Source organism: Sphingoaurantiacus capsulatus, assembly GCF_042648405.1.
Classification (GTDB): Bacteria; Pseudomonadota; Alphaproteobacteria; order Sphingomonadales; family Sphingomonadaceae; genus Sphingoaurantiacus; species Sphingoaurantiacus capsulatus.
Genome location: NZ_JBHRXV010000011.1, coordinates 413,682 through 432,357, shown reverse-complemented (window position 1 = coordinate 432,357; position 18,676 = coordinate 413,682). Strand labels below are relative to the sequence as shown.

Genomic DNA, 18,676 nt, shown 5'->3' with positions numbered 1-18,676 from the left:
GCCCTTTTTCGTTAGCGGCGCATGTAAGTGATCATCGTCCGGGTGAGCGGCGCCCAGAAGAGGAATGCGAACACCCCGCCGATCAGCGCACCCTCGATGCCGCCGAACTTGGCGCCGAGGATGATCACCGCGGCATGAAGCGCGGTAATGGTCAGCCACATCACCAGGGCGACGATCCGCAAGGTTCGGTTGCCGCGCGCCGGCGGCACGGTCTCGTCTTCGGGTTGCATCGGGCGTTACGCCTCGACCAGTTTCATCAGCCGCCGTTCGAGCGGGGCGAGGACCGAGCTCAGCTCGTGGCCACGCTTCAGCACCGCGCCGCCTTCGCCGATCAGCGCGAACATGCCCTGCTTGTTGCGCAGGGCGGGGCGCTTGACCACCTGCGCCTCGGGGCGTTCGGAGGCGCGGCGGAAGCAGGAGAAGACCGCCGCGTCGCGGTCCATCGCGATGGCATAGTCGCGCCATTCGCCCGCAGCGACCAGCCGGCCGTAGATGTTGAGGATGGCGTTCAGCTCGGCGCGGTCGAAAACCACCTGCGCCGCGGCCCGCGCCGGAAGGACGAACGGGGTGACGTTACTCATCACCCCCTAGGTTACCCACGTTTGCGCTGCGGTCCAGTCTCTTGCGTCAACTCGGCCAGCCGGCGGGTCAGTTGCTCGACCTCGGCCTTCAGTCCTTCGAGGCGCTGCACCTGCGGGTCGCAGGCCTCGTTGCAGGGGGTGCCGTAAGGGACGAAGGGCTTGGCATAGTCCTCGGCGTCGACGAGCGTCGCCCGTGCCGGGATGCCGACCATCGTCGCGCCTTCGGGCACGTCGCGCGTCACTACCGAATTGGCGCCGATGCGCGCGCGCATACCGACAACAATCGGGCCGAGCACCGCCGCGCCCGAACCGACGATGACGCCGTCCTCAAGGGTCGGGTGGCGCTTGCCGGCGATGCCGTTGGTGGGGTCGGTGCCGCCGAGCGTCACCGACTGGTAGATGGTGACATCGTCGCCGATGATCGCGGTTTCGCCGATCACCACGCCCTGGCCATGGTCGATGAACAGCCGCTGGCCGAGCTTCGCGCCCGGATGGATGTCGATGCCGGTCAGCAGGCGGGCGATGTGATTGACGAAGCGCGCGAGGAAATAGAGCTCGCCGCGAAACAACCAGTTGGCGACGCGGTGCAGCGCCACGGCGTGCACGCCGGGGTACAACAGCACCTCCCAGCGCGTCCGCGGCGCGGGATCGCGAGCCTTGATCGAGTCGAGATACGCGAACAGGGGTGCAACCACGCCCGCCTCCGGTTGTCCTTTGCAACGCACATGTAGGCGCATCCACGGCGCGCCGCCAGTCCTGCCGGAACGGGCAGTGCGGACGCTTCGTTGAACGACCACGACCCATCGACCAACGGGAAGGATCCGCCATGAACGAGAACAAGAATTCCGGCGCTGGCTTCGAAGGCCGCGGCGCGGCGCCCCAGCGTGACGACACCTCCTTGACCCGCAGCCAGACCGGCTTCGACACGCAGGGCCGCAGCGCCGATTATGATGACGACCGCCTCGGCGACGACAAGCTGCTCGACGGCCGCCACGCCACCGACCTCAACCCGGACGGCACACTTCCGGGCACCGCGCCCAAGGCCGACGATCGCCGCGAACCCGGCGACAACCGCGACGGTCTGGGCCGCGACCAGAGCGGGCGGCTCGCCGCCGACGAGACCGGCAAGCTGATCGCGTCGGACAAGGTGGTCGACACCGCCGTCTACAACAGCGGCGGCGAGAAGCTCGGCAGCATCCATTCGGTGATGCTCCACAAGATCTCGGGTCGCGTCGCCTATGCCGTGATGAGCTTCGGCGGTTTCCTCGGGATCGGCGAGCGCTATCACCCGCTGCCGTGGGACGCGCTGACCTATGACGAGGCGAAGGGCGGGTACAACATCGGTCATACCGTCGACCAGCTGCGCGCGGCGCCGCACTATAGTCGCGAGGAGCTGGACGCGCTCGACTATGGCAAGGCCGGGCCGGCGATCTACGACTATTACGGCGTCTCGTTCGTCACACCGATGCGTTACTAAGCGCGCGAGCGGACGGAGGGTGTCCCACCTTCCGCCCGCTTCGTCGCTAAGGGCTCGTTTCAGGCGCGATACTCTTTCTACCTTGTAGGGTAAGCGGGGTTCGCGGGACAACGCGCCATTAAAATCAGACCTGCCGGGGGCGCGTGGAATTCGATCTTGTTACCTTCATCGCCATCGGCTTTGCCGCGCAGCTCATTGATGGCGCGCTCGGCATGGCATTCGGGGTCATTTCCAGCACGATGCTGATCGCGGTCGGCGTGCCGCCAAGGGTCGCCTCGGCGGGCGTCCATGCCGTCGAATGCGTGACCACCGGCGTGTCGGGGATCAGTCACGCGCTCCACGGCAACATCGACTGGAAGCTGTTCCGGCGCCTCGTGCTGCCCGGTGTCATCGGCGGCGTGCTCGGCGCCTATGTGCTGACCAACCTGCCGGCCGATGTCGCGAAGCCGTTCGTGCTCGCCTATCTGACGGCGATCGGTGGCATCCTGCTCTACAAGGCGTTCCGGCCGCTGCCGCAGGCGAAGAGCCCGAAGGTGGTGGCGCCGCTCGGCCTCGTCGGCGGTTTCCTCGATGCGGCGGGCGGCGGCGGCTGGGGACCGGTGGTGACCGGCAATCTGCTGGTGCAGGGCGGTGATCCGCGCAAGACCATCGGCACCGTCAATTCATCGGAATTCTTCATCGCGCTCGCCACCTCGATCGCGTTCATCACGCATCTGGGGTGGGAGGTGATCACCACCGCGACGATCGGTCTGCTGATCGGCGGGGTGGCGGCAGCGCCCTTCGGAGCGCTGCTCGCCAAACGCATTCCGGCGCGTACCCTGATGATCCTTGTCGGTATCGTGCTGATCGCGACCAGCGGCTACGGGATCTTCAAGGCGCTGAGCTAAGGCTCAGGTCGTGGCCTGAAGCGTCTTCGCCACCGCGTGAACCACCGAGGCGATGCGCACCGAGGTCTGGATCGTCTGCGTCGACACGCCGTGATCGCGCAGCACTTTCTCGTGCGAATCGATGCACATGCCGCAGCCGTTGATGGCGGAGACCGCGAGGCTGTAGAGCTCGAAGTCGGCCTTATCGATCCCCGGCGCGCCGATGACGTTCATGCGCAGGCGGGCGGGGAGGGTGCCGTACTCCTTGTTCGAGGCGAGGTGCACGAACCGGTAGTAGATGTTGTTCATCGCCATGATCGACGCCGCCGCCTTCGCCGCGGTCAGCGCGGCTTCGGACAGCTTGCCCTCGGCCTCGGCTTCCGCCGCCGCGATGGTGGCGCCATGGCCGGTCGCATGCGCGCAGGCGATGAAGGTGCCGTACTTCTGCTGGTCGGTCAGGCCCTGCTCCTGGAGCAGCGACGAGATGTTGAGGCGCTGGTCCTTCGCGAAGTCGGGAAGGGTGCGCGCGAGATCGTTCAGGGACATTTTATGCACTCCTTATGAAAACGGCGCGGCAAAGCCGCGCCGTCGGTCGGCTTGAAAGCCGCCGGCCGGGCTTGCGCGAGTCGGCCCGTAGCTGACGAATGCCGGGGCATTCGCGGCGCTACGGGCGCGCCGCGCTACGCCTTACGCAGCCGGCTTCAACACCTCTTCGCCCTGGTTCCAGTTGCACGGGCACAGCTCGTCGGTCTGCAGCGCGTCGAGAACGCGCAGCGTCTCCTGCGGATTGCGGCCGACATCGAGGCCGTTGACCGTCACATGCTGGATGGTGTTCTCGGGGTCGATGATGAACGTGGCGCGCAGCGCAACACCGGCATCCTTGTGGAGCACGCCGAGGGCACGCGCGAGTTCCTGCTTGTTGTCGGCCAGCCACGGGAAGTTGCAGGCAGCGAGGCGCTCGTCCGACTTGCGCCAGGCGAAGTGGACGAAGTCGGTGTCGGTCGAGGCGCCGATCAGCACCGCGTCACGGTCGGCGAAGTCCTGCGCCAGCTCGTTGTAGCCGAGGATTTCGGTCGGGCAGACGAAGGTGAAGTCCTTCGGCCACCAGAACAGAATCTTCCACTTGCCCGAGAAGGCGTCATGGCTGAGCGTCTCGCCGTTCGGCAGCGCGTCGACGCCCTGCTGCGAGGGGACGGTGAATTCGGGAAGCTTGTCGCCAACGGTAAGCATGAATGCTCGCTCCTAGGTGCGGGGTGAAACTTGGTGTGGGGCATATGCCTTGCGCATTCTCATCAATCCAATAGATTATTCCGAGACAGTTGATCGATTGGTTCGATGATGATTTTGCCGACCCTTAAGCAACTCCAATATCTGATCGCGCTGCATCAGCACGGCCATTTCGGCCGCGCCGCCGATGCCTGCTTCGTGACCCAGTCGACGCTGTCGTCGGGCCTGCGCGAACTGGAGACCTTGTTAGGTGCAACGCTCGTCGAGCGCACCCGCCGGGTGGTGCGCTTCACCCCGCTGGGCGAGCGGGTCGTCGCCAAGGCCTATCGCGTGCTGCACGAGGCGGAGGAATTGGCTGAAGCGGTGCGCGCCTCGGCGAAGCCGCTGTCGGGCGAGCTGCGCCTCGGCGTCATCCCGACGATCGCGCCTTTCTTCCTGCCGCGCGTGCTGCCGACGCTGCGCCGCGAATATCCCGACCTGAAGCTCTATCTGCGCGAAGAGACCAGCGGCATGGCCTGCGAGGCGCTGGCCCGCGGCCTGCTCGACTGCGTGCTGCTGGCGCTGCCCTATGGCTGCGGCGACATCACCAAGGCGGTGCTGTTCGAGGACAGCTTCTACGTCGCCTTCCACAAGGAAGAGCCGGTCGAGGGCGAGCCCAACGTGCCGCCCGCCGCGATCGACGAGGCGCGGCTGCTGCTGCTCGAGGACGGGCATTGCCTGAAGGACCAGGTGCTGTCCGCCTGCAATCGCCCCGAACTGCGCGCCGAGGCGGCGATCCTCGGCACCTCGCTGCACACGCTGGTCCAGATGGTCGACAACAAGCTCGGGCTGACCCTGCTGCCGAAGATGGCGCTCGACGCGGGCATCCTCAACGGCACCGACGTCATCGCCCGGCCGCTGGAGGCGCAGCACGCCTATCGCGACATCGCGCTGGTGTGGCGAACGAGCAGCCCGCGCGGCGAGGAGTTCCGGATGCTGGCTCAGGCCCTCGAGCGCGCGTCTGCCAGCTCGCGGTAGAGGTCGGCCGCCGCCCACGGCTTCGCGCCACCTTCCGCCGCGCGCACCAGCTCGACCACTCGCGCATTGACCGGCGCCTTGCGGCCGAGCTTCGCCGCCAGTGCGACGACCTCGCCGTTGAGGTAATCCACCTCGGTGAGCCGGCCTTGCGACAGGTCGTCGGCCATCGAGGAGCGGGCGTGCTTGTCGATCCGCGTGCCGCCGCGCGCCATCGCTTTGCGGTAGAGCGGGTCGGGCAACGCCATGATATACGGCATGAAGCTGGTCGGCAGCGCCAGCACCTTCGCGGGCTTTATGCCCTCCTTGCGCAGCAGCTTCAGCGCCTCATGTTGGCAGAGCGACACGCAGCGGCGGTAGTCGCGCTGCATGAGCTGCATCAGCAAGGTCTGCCCCGACAGCGCGTTGATCGCGTTGTTGAGGTTGATCACCAGCTTGCCCCACATCACACCCGGCATGTCGGGCGAGAGTGACAGCGGCAGGCCAGCGGCGGCAAACAACGGCGCATAGGCCGCGATTGCCGGCACATCCTCGGCCTTAAGATCGGAGCCGGTGCCCTGATGATAATGGCCAGGGCCGGGCTGGGCGACGTTGAACGGCACCATGCCGGCGACCACCGTCATCGCCGGCAACAGCCCGCGCAACTGGTCGGCGTTCGACACGCCGTTCTGCAGCGAAAGGATCACCGTACCGGGCCTGGCGTGGGCAGCAATCTGCGCCGCGGCCTCCTCGGTGCCGGGGCTCTTCACCGTCAACAGGATGAAGTCCACGCCGGCCAGCGCTCCCGCGTTGTCGGTCAAGGTCAGCCGCTCGGCGGGCACCGCGATGTCGGCGCCGTGCAGATCGGTGATGCGCAGGCCGTTGGCACGCAGATCGTCGAGTACGCGCGGCCGGCCGATCAACGTCACATCGGCGCCCGCGGCGGCGAGCCTCCCGCCGACATAGGTGCCGATCAGCCCGGCGCCGAGCACCGCGATCTTCGCGCTAGCAGCTTTATCCATTGGCACCCTTCCGCTCGTCGCTATCCTAGCGCGCGATACAAGCGAGATGGGAGCCCTGAATGAAAGCTGTCCTTTCCGAGGTGGTAGGACCGCCCGAGAGCCTGGTGGTCAAGGACGTGCCGACGCCGGAGCCGGGCAAGGGCGAGGTGCGGGTGAAGGTGCATGCCGCAGGCGTCAACTTCCCCGATACGCTGATTATCGAGGACAAATATCAGTTCAAGCCGCCGCGGCCCTTCTCGCCGGGCGGCGAGGCGTCGGGCGTCGTCGACAAGGTGGGCGAGGGGGTCTCGTCGGTGAAGGTCGGCGACCGGGTCATCGTGATGACCGGCCACGGCGCCTTCGCCGAATATGTGGTGGCAGGCGAAAGCCGCGTCATCCCGATCATCGGCGACATGCCCTATGACGTCGCCGCCGGCTTCACCATGACCTACGGCACCTCGCACCACGCGCTGAAGCAGCGCGCGCGGCTGCAGCCGGGCGAAACCCTGCTGGTGCTGGGCGCGGCGGGCGGCGTCGGACTGACGGCGGTCGAACTCGGCAAGGTGATGGGCGCGCGCGTCATTGCCGCCGCCTCGACCGACGAGAAGCTCGAACTGTGCAAGCAGTACGGCGCCGACGAGGTGATCAACTATTCGACCGAGGATCTGCGCGAGGGCATCAAGCGCGCCACCGGCGGCAAGGGGCCCGACGTCATCTACGACCCGATCGGCGACAAATATGCCGAGCCGGCGTTCCGCTCGATCGGCTGGAACGGCCGCTACCTCGTCGTCGGCTTCGCCGCCGGCGAAATCCCCAAGCTCCCGCTCAACCTCGCGCTCATCAAGGGCGCGTCGATCGTCGGCGTGTTCTGGGGCATGTTCACCGGCGTCGAACCCAAGGTGCACGCCGACAACATGCGCGAGTTGCTGACCTGGTATTCGGAAGGCAAGCTGAAGCCGCATGTCAGCGAGCATTTCAGCCTCGACGATGGCCCCAAGGCGATCCGCTGGATGATGGACCGCAAGGCCAAGGGGAAGGTGGTCCTGACGGTCGCGTGACGACCGCTCGCGCACCCTCATTCGTCATACCGGCGAAAGCCGGTATCCAGTCCAACGATCGGTCTGGATACCGGCTTTCGCCGGTATGACGTTTGGGGTGAGGTGAGGGACGGCCTATCGAACGAAGCTCGCCCCGTTGATATCGATCACCGCACCGGTCATCGACGCCGGCGCCTCCAGCGCGAGGTACCGCACCGCGCTCGCCACCTCGTCGGGCATGGCGACGCGGCCCAGCGGGATGTCCGCCAGCAGCTTGTCGCCACCGCGGCTCGCCAGATAGTCGTCGGCCATGCCGGTCATCACGAAGCCCGGCGTCACCGTGAAGGCGAGGATATTCTCGCGGGCAAAGCCGCGGGCGATCGACTTGGTCATGCCGACCATGCCGGCCTTCGCCGCCGCATAATGCCAGTGCGCCGGCGAATCGCCACGATAGGCGGCGCGGCTGGCGACGTTGACGATGCGACCGCCCGTGCCGCGCTCGCGGAAATGCAGAACGGCGCGGCGGCAGAGGTCGGCGGCGGCTTGCAGGTTGATCGCCATCGTCCGCGCCCATTGCGCCTGCCAGTCGTCGGCGGGCAGGTCGACCGGCGCCTCCTCGAACACGCCGGCATTGTTCACCAGCACGTCGATCCGGCCGTCGAGCGCAGTCAGGGCCGCATCCCACAGCCGATCGCCGGCGCCCGCCTGCGCGAGGTCTTCGCCGATGACGCCGTCGCGGGTGCTGCTGCCGTGGCCGACGACGCGCGCGTCGCTGCCGAGCGCAGCAACGATCGCCGCGCCGATGCCGCGCGTGCTGCCGGTGACCAGAATGTGAGTCGTCATGGCGTCCTCAAGTCGTGAATTGCACGCCGTGTAGGCCGCAGCCGCGCTCAACCCAACCCCCCAGCCGTCGCCTGCCTCGTCGTCATCTCCCTGTCGTCATCCTGACTTTCGTCAGGATGACGCGGCTTTTGGATGTCGGGGCCGGCGGACGCCCTACGCCGCGATGCTGTCGATGAGCTGGCCGACCGCCGTCTGCAACTCGACAAGCTGGTCGTCGACATGCGCGAAGGCGCTGTCGACCGCGTCGATTTCGCCCGCCACCTGCTCGGTCGCCTGCCGGATCGAGGCGATCACTGCCGACATCGAATCGGCGGACAGCGCGGTCTCGTCGACCGAGCCGGTGATCATCGTCACCGTCTGCGCCTGATTGTCCATCGCGTTGCGGATGCGCTCGGCCGAGCCCTTCACCTCGTCGACGGTGTCGCGGATCGAGCCGTTGGCGGTGACGGTCTGCTTGGTCGCGGCTTGGATGGCGGCGATCTGCTTGGCAATGTCGTCGGTGGCGCGAGCCGTCTGCCCGGCGAGCGACTTCACTTCCTGCGCGACCACCGCGAAGCCGCGGCCTGCTTCGCCGGCGCGTGCCGCCTCGATGGTGGCGTTCAGAGCGAGGAGATTGGTCTGGCCGGCGATGTCGCGGATCAGGCTGACGATCGATTCGATGGCTTCCGAGTGCGCGGCGAGGCTGACGGCGGTGTCGACCGCATCGACCGCCTGCGCCGAGGCGCGGTGCGCGATATGGGCGGCGCTTTCCACCTCGCGGCGCGCTTCCTCGATGGCGCGGATCAGGCCGGCGGCGGTCTGCGCCGCCTCGCGTATCGCGGTCGCCGATTGTTCGGCAGCGGCGGCGACCTCGGCCGATTTGCCGAGCATGCCGCGGGTGTTGCCCGCAGCCGTGCTGGCCTGGCCGCGCACTGTCTTGCTGCGCGCCGTGGCGCCCTGGATCACGCTCAGCACCTGCTGGCGGAACACCTCGGCCTGCTGACGGGTGCTGTGCGCGACCTGCGCGCGGTGGATGTTGGCGATCTGCGTCATGATCACCTCGGTCTCGACGACCGCCAGCGTCTCGCTCGCCTTGTAGATGCGGGCCAGCCGCTCCGGGTCGCTGATGCGCTGGCGCACGAGGTCGATGGTGAAGGCGTAGGAAGCGGCGAACGACGAGGTGACGATGTAGACTGGGGCACCGGTGCGCGCGATGTCGCTGCCATGGCCGGCCATACGGTCGATCCACGCCTGGTCGATCGGCTGGCCGAGCTTGCCCGCCGTGTAGGCGGTGCCGGCGGCGACCAGCCTGGGGAGGAGCGCGGTGTCGATCTTCCGCGCCATTTCGGGGAACGACAGATAATGGTCCCAGAATGCCTGAACGATGCCGTCGACGTCGTCGGCGATCACGTCCCAGGTTTCGCGCATCGCCGCCTCGAATTCGGCGTCGAGGCCATAGGCGCGACGACGATCCTCGAAGCCGATGCGCTCGACGGCAAGGTGCGCGAAATGACGTTCCGCGCGTTCGAAATTGGCCATGTACGATCCCCGCCGCTTATCCTTCTACGATCCGCGGTGATGCCCGAATTAGGTTAACGGCTTACTTATGCCGTCAGGTTGCCAGCGCCGCCCGCGCCGCTAGGGTCGCCGGCGATGGACGAGACACAGGACAAGCTGACCCGCCTGCTGCGGCGCGAGACGGGCGAGGACGTTACCGTCAAGAAAGTGACCGCGCTCACCGGCGGCGCCGCCTCGCTGACCTTCGGCGTCGAGGCCCTGCGCGACGGCAAGCCGTGGCGGCTGATCTTCCAGCGCGACGAGGCCGAAGAGTCCGCCAGCGTCGGCGGCATGACCCGCGCGGTGCAGGCGGCGCTCCAGATGCGTGCCTATGAGGCCGGTTTGCCGGTAGCGAAGGTCGTCGCGGTGCCGCAGGCTGGCGATGGGCTGGGGCAGGGCTTCGTCATGGAGCGCATCGACGGCGAGAGCCTCGCGCCCAAATATCTCCGCCTCCCGGAGTATGCCGCGGCGCGCGAGGCGATGGTCGGGCAGTGCGCCGCCGCGCTGGCGAAACTCCATGCGATCCCGATCGCCGAAGTCGCCGATCTCAAGTTGCCGGTCGGCTCGCCCGCCGACGCGCGGGCGGCGATGTACGATCGCTACCGCTCCTACGGCGTCGATTCGCCGGTGTTCGATCTCGCCTTCGCCTGGCTGGTCGAGCGGCTGCCCGCCGATGCGCCGTCGGCGCTGATCCACGGCGACTTCCGCAGCGGCAATTTCCTCGTGGGCGAGGGCGGGCTGACCGCGATCCTCGATTGGGAGCTGGCGCAGATCGGCCACCCGATGGAGGATATCGGCTGGCTCAGCACCAACACCTGGCGCTTCGGCGAGTGGCAGAAGCCCATCGGCGGCTTCGGCGAGCGCGACGCTTTCTACGAGGCCTATGCGGCGGCCGGCGGCAGGGTCGACCGATCGCTGGCGCGCGTATTCGAACTATGGGGCAGCCTGCGCTGGGGCGTGATGTGCCTCCAGCTCGCGCACAGTCACATGTCGGGCGTGCGCCGATCGGTAGAGATGGCGGCGATCGGGCGCCGGGTCTCGGAGACCGAGATCGATATCCTCCACATCCTCAAGCAGGGCGAGGTCTGAGATGTCCGGCCATCCCACCGCCGCCGAACTGGTCGAGGCCGTGCGCGGCTATCTCGCCTCCATCGAATCGCGCCTGTCGGGGCGTGAGGCGTTCCATGCCAAAGTTGCCGGCAATGTGCTGGCGCTGGTCGAACGCGAACTGCAGCAACAGCCCGAGATCGTCGAGACGGCGGCGCTCGCCCGGCTGCTCGGCCATAATGGCGACCTAGCCGCGCTGCGCCGCGAGGTGTGCGAAGCGTTCAGGGCAGGGCGGCTGACCGCCGAAACGCCCGGCGTCGTCGACACTCTGCTCGAGGCGACGAGGGCGCGCATCGCCGTCGACAACCCGAAATTCTCCACCTACCGTCGGCTCGCCGACCCAAAGTGAGCGCGCCAATGCGACGGATAGCTGCGATCAACGGTTGCCAGATGGCGACAAGCGCCTAAAAGCACTCCCGTTCAGCACGCCAGTAGAGGTTCGCTCATGGCCACCGCGCGTCCGCGCCCGCTCTCGCCGCATCTTTCCATCTGGCGGTGGCGCGTCCACGCCCTCGTATCGATAACGCATCGCATTACTGGGAATGCCATGGCGTTTGTCGCGATTCCGCTGTTCACTTGGTGGCTTGTCGCCGCCGCGACTGGACCGGAAGCCTATGAGACCTTCTACGGCGTCGCCCGCTCGCCGATCGGCTACATTGTCGGCGTCGGCTTCACCTACAGCTTCTTCCAGCACATGCTGTCGGGCCTGCGCCACCTGGTGATGGACACCGGCGCCGGCTACGAGCTGAAGACGGCGAAGACCAGCGCCACCGCCGCCTATGTCGGCGCGGTGATCCTGACGGCGCTCACCTGGTTCGCCATCTACAGCCACAAGGGGTTCTGACGATGGGAACCGGAACCCAGCTCGGCCGCGTCCGCGGCCTCGGCGCCGCCAAGTCGGGCACGCATCACTGGTGGCTGCAGCGCGTGACCGCGCTTTCGAACTTCGCGCTGCTGGTGTGGTTCGTGGTGTCGCTGGTCCGCCTGCCGGTCCTCGACCATCCGACCGTCACCGCCTGGATTCAGCAGCCGCTGACCGCGGTACCGCTGCTTCTGCTCATCGCGAGCGTTTTCTGGCACTTGCGCCTCGGCGTTCAGGTGCTGATCGAAGACTATGTCACCAATGAGGGCACCAAGGTGCTGTCGCTGCTCGCGCTCGGCTTCTTCGCGCTGGCGCTCGGCTTCACCGCCGCCTTCTGCGTCCTCAAGATCGCTTTCGGAGCCGTTTGATGGCCGACGCCGCCTACAAGATCATCGACCACACCTATGACGCGGTCGTCGTCGGCGCCGGCGGCGCGGGCCTGCGCGCCACGATGGGCATCGCCGAGAGCGGCCTGAAGACCGCCTGCATCACCAAGGTGTTCCCGACGCGCAGCCACACGGTGGCGGCGCAGGGCGGCATCGCCGCTTCGCTCGGCAACATGGGCCCGGACCACTGGACCTGGCACATGTACGACACGGTGAAGGGTTCCGACTGGCTCGGCGACCAGGACGCGATCGAATATCTGTGCCGTGAGGCGCCGGCGGCGGTCTACGAGCTCGAGCATTACGGCGTGCCGTTCAGCCGCACCGAGGAAGGCAAGATCTACCAGCGCGCCTTCGGCGGCATGACGCAGAACATGGGCAACGGCCCGGCCGCGCAGCGCACCTGCGCCGCCGCCGACCGCACCGGCCACGCCATGCTGCACGCGCTCTACCAGCAGAGCCTCAAATACGACGCTGACTTCTTCATCGAATATTTCGCGCTCGACCTGATCATGGAGAACGGCGTCTGCCGCGGCGTCATCGCGCTGTGCATGGAAGACGGCACCATCCACCGCTTCCGCTCGCACAGCGTCGTGCTGGCGACCGGCGGCTACGGCCGCGCCTATTTCTCGGCAACCTCGGCGCACACCTGCACCGGCGATGGCGGCGGCATGGTGCTGCGCGCCGGCCTGCCGATGCAGGACATGGAGTTCGTCCAGTTCCACCCGTCGGGCATCTACGGCGCCGGCGTGCTGATCACCGAGGGCGCGCGCGGCGAGGGCGGTTACCTGACCAACTCGGCCGGCGAGCGCTTCATGGAGCGCTATGCGCCGAGCGCCAAGGACCTCGCCTCGCGCGACGTCGTCAGCCGCTCGATGGCGATGGAAATCCGCGAGGGCCGTGGCGTCGGCCCCGAGGGCGACCACATCTACCTGCATTTGAACCACATCGACCCGGCGATCCTCGCCGAGCGCCTCCCGGGCATCTCGGAGACCGCCAAGGTGTTCGCCGCCGTCGACGTGACGCGCGAGCCGATCCCGGTGGTGCCGACCGTCCACTACAACATGGGCGGCGTGCCGACGAACTATTGGGGCGAGGTTGTCACCCTGAAGGACGGTAACCCCGACACCGTGGTGCCGGGCCTGTTCGCGGTGGGCGAGGCGGCCTGCGTGTCGGTGCACGGCGCCAACCGCCTCGGCTCCAACTCGCTGATCGATCTCGTGGTGTTCGGCCGCGCCACCGGCCACCGCATCGCGCAGCTGATCAAGCCGGGCAGCAACCATGCGGCGCTGCCGTCGGACTCGGCCGACCTCGCGCTCGGCCGGCTCGATCACTTCCGCAACGCCAAGGGTGGGCAGTCGACGGCGCAGATCCGCCTCGCGATGCAGAAGACGATGCAGGCGAATTGTGGGGTGTTCCGCACCACCGAGGTGCTCGACGAGGGCAAAGCCAAGATCGACGCGGTTTACACGCAGATGGCCGACATTGCGGTCACCGATCGCAGTCTTATCTACAATACCGACCTGATCGAGACGATGGAGCTCGACAACATGATCGGCCAGGCGGTGGTGACGATGCATTCGGCGGCGAACCGCCAGGAAAGCCGCGGCGCACACATGCACGAGGACTTCCCGAACCGCGACGACGACCAGTGGATGAAGCACACCATCTCGTGGTTCGACGCGGGCGCGGTGAAGATCGATTACCGCCCGGTGCACACCTACACGCTCACCGAAGAGATCGAGTACATCAAGCCCAAGGCGCGGGTGTACTGATGCCGACGATCTTCAAGCTGCCAGCTCAGGAAAAGGCGCTCTGATGGCCGAATTCTCGCTTCCCAAGAACAGCGTCATCAAGAAGGACGGCGTGAAGCATACCGCGCCGGCCGGGGCCAAGCGCACCAAGACGTTCAAAATCTATCGCTGGAACCCGGACACGGGCGAGAACCCGCGCTTCGACAGCTATACGATCGACCTCGACCAGACCGGGCCGATGGTTCTCGACGCGCTGATCAAGATCAAGTCGGAGATCGACCCGACCCTGACCTTCCGCCGCTCGTGCCGCGAGGGCATCTGCGGATCGTGCTCGATGAACATCGACGGCTCGAACACGCTCGCCTGCACGCAAGCGATCGACGACGTGAAGGGCGACGTGCAGATCACGCCGCTGCCGCACATGGATGTGGTCAAGGACCTCGTTCCCGACTTCACGCACTTCTATGCGCAATATGCGTCGATCAAGCCGTGGCTGCAGACGGTGACGCCGTCGCCGTCTGCCAAGGAGCGCATCCAGTCGCCCGAGGACCGCTCGAAGCTCGACGGCCTCTACGAGTGCATCCTCTGCGCCTGCTGCTCCACCTCGTGCCCGAGCTACTGGTGGAACAACGACAAGTTCCTGGGGCCGGCGATCCTGCTGCAGGCCTATCGCTGGCTCGCCGACAGCCGCGACGAGATGACCGGCGAACGCCTCGACGCGCTGGAGGACCCGTTCCGCCTCTACCGCTGCCACACCATCATGAACTGCTCGAACGTCTGCCCGAAGGGTCTGAACCCGGCGGAAGCGATCGGCGAGATCAAGAAGATGATGATCGAGCGGCAGCTTTAAGCCGTTCGCTCCCAGCGCTCGCACACACCATTCCGTTATCCCGGCGAAGGCCGGGGGACGCGTTTGTGGGTGAGGAATCGTCGAATCCTGGACGCAGAATTGTGAGTGTCAGCTAGAATCTCTCCCTACGACTCAGCTGTGCGCAGCGCATAACGTGCTTGGCGAGCCGGAGATGGGGGGGGGGGGAAGCATGGGATCTCACTTTGACAGTCTCACGCCGCAAAGGGTTTCCGCCCTGCGCAAGCAGGACCCTGCCGTTGCTGCGATTGATCAGTTAACGCGAGACGGAAGGCGGATTTCCTTCGACTGGCTTAGGCAAACCTTCGGCGCGCAAAACGGCACTCAACATCAGTTAGATCGGGGCCGCGCTATTCTTCCTTCCAAGGAATGCCTTGATCAGTACCTTTATTCCCACGGCTTGATGATCCAAAGCCAGTGGGAAAAAACCTGCTCGGCAATGCCGCTTGGCAAAGAGCCTTTTCGCTTTATCGACTACGGATGCGGTCAAGGTCTCGCGGGCATTCTGCTGTTTGACCACTACGGTGCCGCATTTCGGCAAGCGGTAAAACAGGTCGTACTGGTTGAGCCGTCCGAGGTTGCTCTAATTCGAGCCGAGGCGGTGTATCGCTCACTGATCCCAGCGGCGCCTATCTTTTGCGTTGGCAAGCCATTTCAAAAGCTGGCTGCGAAGCACCTGCAGCCAGATTCCGAAGTGCGAACTGTCCACGTTTTTTCAAATGTGATGGATATCACAGGCTTCGATCAAGTTGCGCTGCTCCGCACCGGGCTCACGGAGGGGAAGCACACAGTCATCGTGATAAGTCACGATCGCGATCACGATGGCGGGTCCGCGAGAATAGAAAAGTTGCGATCATCTATCGCGGGTACATGGAACGGCTTGGCTGCTACTGTTCGGAAATCCAAGGTTGTCCGGTTTGAGTGTGACAACCCTAGCCGATCGAAGGCTATTCGCTGGTTCCTGAAGGTGGATATCGCTCGTGTCGAATCTGTTTGAGCATGCCAAGCAAGCCTGTCCAATCGATCTTCCCCAGGAGGAGGGGTACGCCTCGGTTTGGAGAGAGGACCTTCGAGGTTACATCATCACTGTTCCAAACGGAGAATTATTCTACTCAGAGAGATTTTTTGATCGAAAAGTAAGCGATAGATCAGTAGAGTATTTCCAAGAGAACGAAAGCCTTGACTGGAAAAATGTCGATTGGCGGAAACTTTCTTCGGATGATATTAACAAAATCTCCTTCTCCAATCTACGTTGGAAGCAAGACTGGATTAATTTCTACGGAAAACGAGTGCCACTTCCGCGATTGACATCGTGGTATGGCGATGAAGGTAAATCCTATACGTACTCCGGTATAAAATCGCAGCCAAATAGTTGGAACAAGGGCCTATTGTATATAAAGCACGCAGTAGAAAATTGTGCGGGCGTAAATTTCAATAGTGTTCTGTTGAACTGGTATCGAGATGGCGAAGATTCACTGAGTTGGCATGCAGATAATGAAAAAGAACTTGGCGAAAATCCGACTATTGCTTCGGTGAATTTTGGTGAGACAAGAGATTTTCTCTTAAGGCGAAATGATAATAAATCAACAAAACTCTCAATACCTCTCAAACATGGAACGGTGCTCATCATGAGGGGGGCATTACAGCATTTTTGGGAGCATTCAGTCCCAAAGCGGAAGAGTGTGCATGGATCTAGATTTAACCTGACGTTCCGGCAAATTGGCTCTTAACAGCAGCCGTTGCGTAAAGCGGTGCCGGTCACTATCCCCACCGCATGCCCGCGCCCGAACTCATGATCGAAGGCCCGTTCGCCGGCTGGTATGCTTGGCGCGGCCATTTCGAGAACCGCTTCACCGACCTCGTCGGCCCGCAATATTACCGCACCCGCGACGACGGCCGCATCGAATGCGCCATCATCGGCGAGGAGCGGCATCTGAACGGGCTCGGCTTCCTGCACGGCGGCTTCATCATGGCGTTCGTCGACATGGTGCTGTTCGCGGTGGCGCGGCCATTGCTGTCGAAGACGCTCGGCGCGGTGACCCTGTCCTGCGATACGCATTTCCTCGGCTCGGGCAAACCCGGCACGCCGCTCGTCGGGACCGGCGAGGTGCTGCGCGAGACGGGCAAGCTGATCTTCATCCGCGGGCTGCTCGAGCAGGATGGCGGCAAGGTCGCTGCCTACACCGCGACGTTGCGCAAGGTGCCGCGCCAGCTGTGAGCGCGGTAATTGCCGCCTATGACGCGCTGGTCGCCAATGGCGAGCTGCGCCCCGATCCCGACCAGCGCGCCGCCGCGCTGAAGCTCGATGCGCTGGCGCAGGAACTGGCGGCGCCCGCGCCGTCGCAGGGCTTCCTCGGCAAGCTGTTCGGCGGCAAGCCGGCGGCGGCCCCGCGCGGCCTCTACATCTGGGGCGCGGTCGGGCGCGGCAAGTCGATGCTGATGGACCTGTTCTACGGCGAAGCGTCGGTCGAGCCGAAGCGGCGCATCCACTTCCACGAGTTCATGCTCGATATCCACGCGCGCATCCACCAGCACCGGCAGGCGTCGAGCGAGGACCCGATCCCGGCGGTGGCGAAGGCGGTCGCCGGCTCCGCCAAGCTGCTCTGCTTCGACGAGATGCAGGTCAACAACGTCGCCGACGCGATGATCCTGTCGCGGCTGTTCACAGCCCTTCTCGACGGCGGCGTGACGGTGGTGACCACCTCCAACCGCCCGCCGAAGGACCTCTACAAGGACGGGCTCAACCGGCAGCTGTTCCTGCCGTTCATCGCGCTCTTGGAAGCGCGGCTCGACGTGCTCAGCCTCAACGGCCCGACCGACTATCGGCTGGAGCGATTGGCGGGCATGCCGACCTACTATGTGCCGAACGGCCCGGAAGCGACCGCGGCCCTGTCGGAGGCCTTTTTCCGGCTGACCGACCATCCGGTCGAGGATCGGGAGCATGTGCCGACCGAGACGATCGACGTGCCCGGCGGGCGGACGCTGTTCGTGCCGAAGGCGCTGAAGGGCGTCGCGGTATTCTCGTTCAAGCGGCTGTGTGGCCAGCCGTTATGGGCCGCGGACTATCTGGCGGTGGCGCGGCGCTATCACACGGTGATCCTCGTCGGCGTGCCGCAGCTGGGGCCGGAGAACCGCAACGAGGCGGCGCGCTTCGTGACGCTCGTCGACGCGCTCTACGAGCATCGCTGCAAGCTGCTGATGTCCGCCGACGCGCCGCCGCAGAGCCTCTATCCGGCCGGCGACGGCGCGTTCGAGTTCGAACGCACCGTCTCGCGGCTGATGGAGATGCAGTCGGCGGATTATCTGGCTGAGGGCCACGGCTAGGCGGCGCTCGCCGCCTTGCGATAGCCGAGGGTGCGGGCGCCAGCGTAGACGGTGATGGCGATCCACGCGACCGCCAGCATCGCGGTGCCGGTCATCCGCCCGTCGCTGTACATCAGCCACACCGACCCGACGCCGCCGATCACGCTGAGCAGCGCCACCAGCCGGGCGCCCCAGCCGGTCTTGAACCGCGCCAGCCACAGGCCGGCGAGCACCATGGCGATGCCGATCGCGACAAACTTCACCCGCACCGCGATGGCGAGCGGCGACACCAGGGTCGGGTCGAACAGCGGCCAGCCGGCGGCGATCCAGCGCAGCGTGACCGTCTCGACGAAGTCGGTGGCGATCATCAGCGCGCCGAGCGACACCGCCAGCCACGGCCGCAGCCCCACGGCGAGCGCGAAGAAGGTGAGGAGGCCGCCGTATGCCCACATGAACAGCAGCAGATCGACAATGTTGGCCTGATCGAGCGCGGCGAGGCGGGGCGCGCAGTCGAGCACCAGCGCGAACGCCGCCCGGTCGAGCGCCAGCTCGAAGTCGAGCATCGCCGCCGGCATCGGCACGCTGCAGTCGGGCACGCCGCGCACTGCGCTGACGATGAACAGCGCGAAGGTCAGCAGGCCGAAAACGAAGGTGGCGCGCCACAGGCTGCGCGGGTCGGTGAGCATGGTTTCAGTCCCCCCAAGGATCGCTCTTTGAGAGAAGATCGCATTTAACTGCGCGCCCGTCATCCCTTGCGCTTGCCCCTCGGCGGGAAACGTCCTATCCGGGCCGCGCCTTTGGCGGGCTGCGCTCCGCGGTCGCCTTTTCAACTACGAAG

Annotated in this window: 23 protein-coding genes; 14 read left to right on the top strand and 9 right to left on the bottom strand. The window is 65.6% G+C overall.

The genetic code is table 11. The features are described from left to right. Positions 1-11: 11 nt before the first annotated feature. The 3 genes from ACFOMD_RS14350 to cysE are packed head-to-tail and all read right to left on the bottom strand — an operon-like array spanning position 12 to position 1,276. Positions 12-230, bottom strand: coding sequence for a hypothetical protein (locus ACFOMD_RS14350; RefSeq protein WP_380862554.1), 219 nt, complete (start codon positions 228-230; stop codon positions 12-14). 6 nt (positions 231-236) lie between these two features. After that, entirely contained in the window at positions 237-581 is a 345-nt protein-coding gene (locus ACFOMD_RS14345; RefSeq protein ID WP_380862552.1) for a DUF2794 domain-containing protein, read from the bottom strand. Positions 582-592: 11 nt separating this feature from the next. Next, the gene (gene cysE, locus ACFOMD_RS14340; protein WP_380862550.1) at positions 593-1,276 is read right to left on the bottom strand and encodes a serine O-acetyltransferase; all 684 of its coding nucleotides are present in this window, start codon (positions 1,274-1,276) and stop codon (positions 593-595) included. Positions 1,277-1,407: 131 nt separating this feature from the next. Here cysE and ACFOMD_RS14335 point away from each other — a divergent pair, with 131 nt between their 5' ends. Continuing rightward, positions 1,408-2,058, top strand: coding sequence for a PRC-barrel domain-containing protein (locus ACFOMD_RS14335; protein ID WP_380862548.1), 651 nt, complete (start codon positions 1,408-1,410; stop codon positions 2,056-2,058). A gap of 143 nt (positions 2,059-2,201) precedes the next feature. Next, positions 2,202-2,945 carry a sulfite exporter TauE/SafE family protein gene (locus tag ACFOMD_RS14330; RefSeq protein ID WP_380862546.1) on the top strand — a complete coding sequence of 248 codons (744 nt, stop codon included), beginning with the start codon at positions 2,202-2,204 and terminating at the stop codon, positions 2,943-2,945. A gap of 3 nt (positions 2,946-2,948) precedes the next feature. On the opposite strand, the gene ACFOMD_RS14325 is transcribed toward ACFOMD_RS14330, so the two are convergent. Together ACFOMD_RS14325 and ACFOMD_RS14320 are read right to left on the bottom strand one after the other, a co-directional pair. Further along, entirely contained in the window at positions 2,949-3,470 is a 522-nt protein-coding gene (locus tag ACFOMD_RS14325; protein WP_380862544.1) for a carboxymuconolactone decarboxylase family protein, read from the bottom strand. Positions 3,471-3,611: 141 nt separating this feature from the next. Next, positions 3,612-4,154: a peroxiredoxin gene (locus ACFOMD_RS14320; RefSeq protein ID WP_380862542.1), complete on the bottom strand. Its 543-nt coding sequence runs from the start codon at positions 4,152-4,154 to the stop codon at positions 3,612-3,614. A gap of 108 nt (positions 4,155-4,262) precedes the next feature. Here ACFOMD_RS14320 and ACFOMD_RS14315 point away from each other — a divergent pair, with 108 nt between their 5' ends. After that, on the top strand, positions 4,263-5,168 hold the full coding sequence (locus ACFOMD_RS14315) for a hydrogen peroxide-inducible genes activator (protein WP_380863451.1): 906 nt from the start codon (positions 4,263-4,265) through the stop codon (positions 5,166-5,168). On the opposite strand, the gene ACFOMD_RS14310 is transcribed toward ACFOMD_RS14315, so the two are convergent. Next, a complete protein-coding gene (locus ACFOMD_RS14310; RefSeq protein ID WP_380862540.1) occupies positions 5,132-6,166 on the bottom strand; it encodes a 2-dehydropantoate 2-reductase in 1,035 nt (344 codons plus the stop codon). The genes ACFOMD_RS14315 and ACFOMD_RS14310 overlap by 37 nt on opposite strands. A 59-nt stretch (positions 6,167-6,225) precedes the next feature. Here ACFOMD_RS14310 and ACFOMD_RS14305 point away from each other — a divergent pair, with 59 nt between their 5' ends. Continuing rightward, entirely contained in the window at positions 6,226-7,203 is a 978-nt protein-coding gene (locus ACFOMD_RS14305) for an NADPH:quinone oxidoreductase family protein (RefSeq protein ID WP_380862538.1), read from the top strand. A gap of 114 nt (positions 7,204-7,317) precedes the next feature. Here ACFOMD_RS14305 and ACFOMD_RS14300 read toward each other — a convergent pair whose 3' ends face one another. Then, positions 7,318-8,025, bottom strand: a complete 708-nt coding sequence (locus ACFOMD_RS14300) for an SDR family NAD(P)-dependent oxidoreductase (RefSeq protein ID WP_380862536.1) — start codon at positions 8,023-8,025, stop codon at positions 7,318-7,320. A 153-nt stretch (positions 8,026-8,178) separates the two neighbouring features. Beyond that, positions 8,179-9,543: a methyl-accepting chemotaxis protein gene (locus ACFOMD_RS14295; RefSeq protein WP_380862534.1), complete on the bottom strand. Its 1,365-nt coding sequence runs from the start codon at positions 9,541-9,543 to the stop codon at positions 8,179-8,181. 114 nt (positions 9,544-9,657) lie between these two features. On the opposite strand from ACFOMD_RS14295, the gene ACFOMD_RS14290 reads away from it, so the two are divergent. The 10 genes from ACFOMD_RS14290 (at position 9,658) to zapE (ending at position 17,859) form a co-directional block, all read left to right on the top strand. Beyond that, positions 9,658-10,650, top strand: coding sequence for a phosphotransferase family protein (locus ACFOMD_RS14290; RefSeq protein ID WP_380862532.1), 993 nt, complete (start codon positions 9,658-9,660; stop codon positions 10,648-10,650). Between the two features lies 1 nt (position 10,651). Next, positions 10,652-11,017 (top strand): DUF6285 domain-containing protein, encoded by a 366-nt coding sequence (locus ACFOMD_RS14285; RefSeq protein WP_380862530.1) that lies wholly within the window; start codon positions 10,652-10,654, stop codon positions 11,015-11,017. 96 nt (positions 11,018-11,113) lie between these two features. Continuing rightward, positions 11,114-11,512, top strand: coding sequence for a succinate dehydrogenase, cytochrome b556 subunit (gene sdhC, locus ACFOMD_RS14280; protein WP_380862528.1), 399 nt, complete (start codon positions 11,114-11,116; stop codon positions 11,510-11,512). Positions 11,513-11,514: 2 nt separating this feature from the next. Next, positions 11,515-11,898: a succinate dehydrogenase, hydrophobic membrane anchor protein gene (gene sdhD / locus ACFOMD_RS14275; RefSeq protein ID WP_380862526.1), complete on the top strand. Its 384-nt coding sequence runs from the start codon at positions 11,515-11,517 to the stop codon at positions 11,896-11,898. After that, entirely contained in the window at positions 11,898-13,688 is a 1,791-nt protein-coding gene (gene sdhA, locus ACFOMD_RS14270) for a succinate dehydrogenase flavoprotein subunit (protein WP_380862524.1), read from the top strand. The genes sdhD and sdhA overlap by 1 nt, the downstream gene beginning before the upstream one ends. 43 nt (positions 13,689-13,731) lie before the next feature. Next, positions 13,732-14,517, top strand: coding sequence for a succinate dehydrogenase iron-sulfur subunit (locus tag ACFOMD_RS14265; RefSeq protein WP_380862522.1), 786 nt, complete (start codon positions 13,732-13,734; stop codon positions 14,515-14,517). Positions 14,518-14,707: 190 nt separating this feature from the next. Next, on the top strand, positions 14,708-15,532 hold the full coding sequence (locus ACFOMD_RS14260) for a hypothetical protein (RefSeq protein WP_380862520.1): 825 nt from the start codon (positions 14,708-14,710) through the stop codon (positions 15,530-15,532). Beyond that, on the top strand, positions 15,516-16,265 hold the full coding sequence (locus ACFOMD_RS14255) for an alpha-ketoglutarate-dependent dioxygenase AlkB family protein (RefSeq protein ID WP_380862518.1): 750 nt from the start codon (positions 15,516-15,518) through the stop codon (positions 16,263-16,265). The genes ACFOMD_RS14260 and ACFOMD_RS14255 overlap by 17 nt, the downstream gene beginning before the upstream one ends. Positions 16,266-16,309: 44 nt before the next feature. After that, positions 16,310-16,753 carry a PaaI family thioesterase gene (locus tag ACFOMD_RS14250; protein ID WP_380862516.1) on the top strand — a complete coding sequence of 148 codons (444 nt, stop codon included), beginning with the start codon at positions 16,310-16,312 and terminating at the stop codon, positions 16,751-16,753. Further along, entirely contained in the window at positions 16,750-17,859 is a 1,110-nt protein-coding gene (gene zapE, locus ACFOMD_RS14245; protein ID WP_380862514.1) for a cell division protein ZapE, read from the top strand. Before ACFOMD_RS14250 ends, zapE begins: the two co-directional genes overlap by 4 nt. Here zapE and ACFOMD_RS14240 read toward each other — a convergent pair. Continuing rightward, positions 17,856-18,524 (bottom strand): hypothetical protein, encoded by a 669-nt coding sequence (locus ACFOMD_RS14240; RefSeq protein WP_380862512.1) that lies wholly within the window; start codon positions 18,522-18,524, stop codon positions 17,856-17,858. The genes zapE and ACFOMD_RS14240 overlap by 4 nt on opposite strands. Positions 18,525-18,676: the final 152 nt, after the last annotated feature.

Coding starts and splice junctions, on each gene's coding strand:
- ACFOMD_RS14240 (WP_380862512.1), bottom strand. CDS start 18,524: ATGCTCACCGACCCGCGCAGCCTGTGGCGCGCCACCTTCGTTTTCGGC.
- ACFOMD_RS14320 (WP_380862542.1), bottom strand. CDS start 4,154: ATGCTTACCGTTGGCGACAAGCTTCCCGAATTCACCGTCCCCTCGCAG.
- sdhA (WP_380862524.1), top strand. CDS start 11,898: ATGGCCGACGCCGCCTACAAGATCATCGACCACACCTATGACGCGGTC.
- ACFOMD_RS14305 (WP_380862538.1), top strand. CDS start 6,226: ATGAAAGCTGTCCTTTCCGAGGTGGTAGGACCGCCCGAGAGCCTGGTG.
- ACFOMD_RS14260 (WP_380862520.1), top strand. CDS start 14,708: ATGGGATCTCACTTTGACAGTCTCACGCCGCAAAGGGTTTCCGCCCTG.
- ACFOMD_RS14295 (WP_380862534.1), bottom strand. CDS start 9,543: ATGGCCAATTTCGAACGCGCGGAACGTCATTTCGCGCACCTTGCCGTC.
- ACFOMD_RS14350 (WP_380862554.1), bottom strand. CDS start 230: ATGCAACCCGAAGACGAGACCGTGCCGCCGGCGCGCGGCAACCGAACC.
- ACFOMD_RS14250 (WP_380862516.1), top strand. CDS start 16,310: ATGCCCGCGCCCGAACTCATGATCGAAGGCCCGTTCGCCGGCTGGTAT.
- ACFOMD_RS14285 (WP_380862530.1), top strand. CDS start 10,652: ATGTCCGGCCATCCCACCGCCGCCGAACTGGTCGAGGCCGTGCGCGGC.
- ACFOMD_RS14300 (WP_380862536.1), bottom strand. CDS start 8,025: ATGACGACTCACATTCTGGTCACCGGCAGCACGCGCGGCATCGGCGCG.
- ACFOMD_RS14335 (WP_380862548.1), top strand. CDS start 1,408: ATGAACGAGAACAAGAATTCCGGCGCTGGCTTCGAAGGCCGCGGCGCG.
- ACFOMD_RS14345 (WP_380862552.1), bottom strand. CDS start 581: ATGAGTAACGTCACCCCGTTCGTCCTTCCGGCGCGGGCCGCGGCGCAG.
- ACFOMD_RS14325 (WP_380862544.1), bottom strand. CDS start 3,470: ATGTCCCTGAACGATCTCGCGCGCACCCTTCCCGACTTCGCGAAGGAC.
- sdhC (WP_380862528.1), top strand. CDS start 11,114: ATGGCCACCGCGCGTCCGCGCCCGCTCTCGCCGCATCTTTCCATCTGG.
- ACFOMD_RS14310 (WP_380862540.1), bottom strand. CDS start 6,166: ATGGATAAAGCTGCTAGCGCGAAGATCGCGGTGCTCGGCGCCGGGCTG.
- ACFOMD_RS14290 (WP_380862532.1), top strand. CDS start 9,658: ATGGACGAGACACAGGACAAGCTGACCCGCCTGCTGCGGCGCGAGACG.
- ACFOMD_RS14315 (WP_380863451.1), top strand. CDS start 4,263: ATGATTTTGCCGACCCTTAAGCAACTCCAATATCTGATCGCGCTGCAT.
- ACFOMD_RS14265 (WP_380862522.1), top strand. CDS start 13,732: ATGGCCGAATTCTCGCTTCCCAAGAACAGCGTCATCAAGAAGGACGGC.
- sdhD (WP_380862526.1), top strand. CDS start 11,515: ATGGGAACCGGAACCCAGCTCGGCCGCGTCCGCGGCCTCGGCGCCGCC.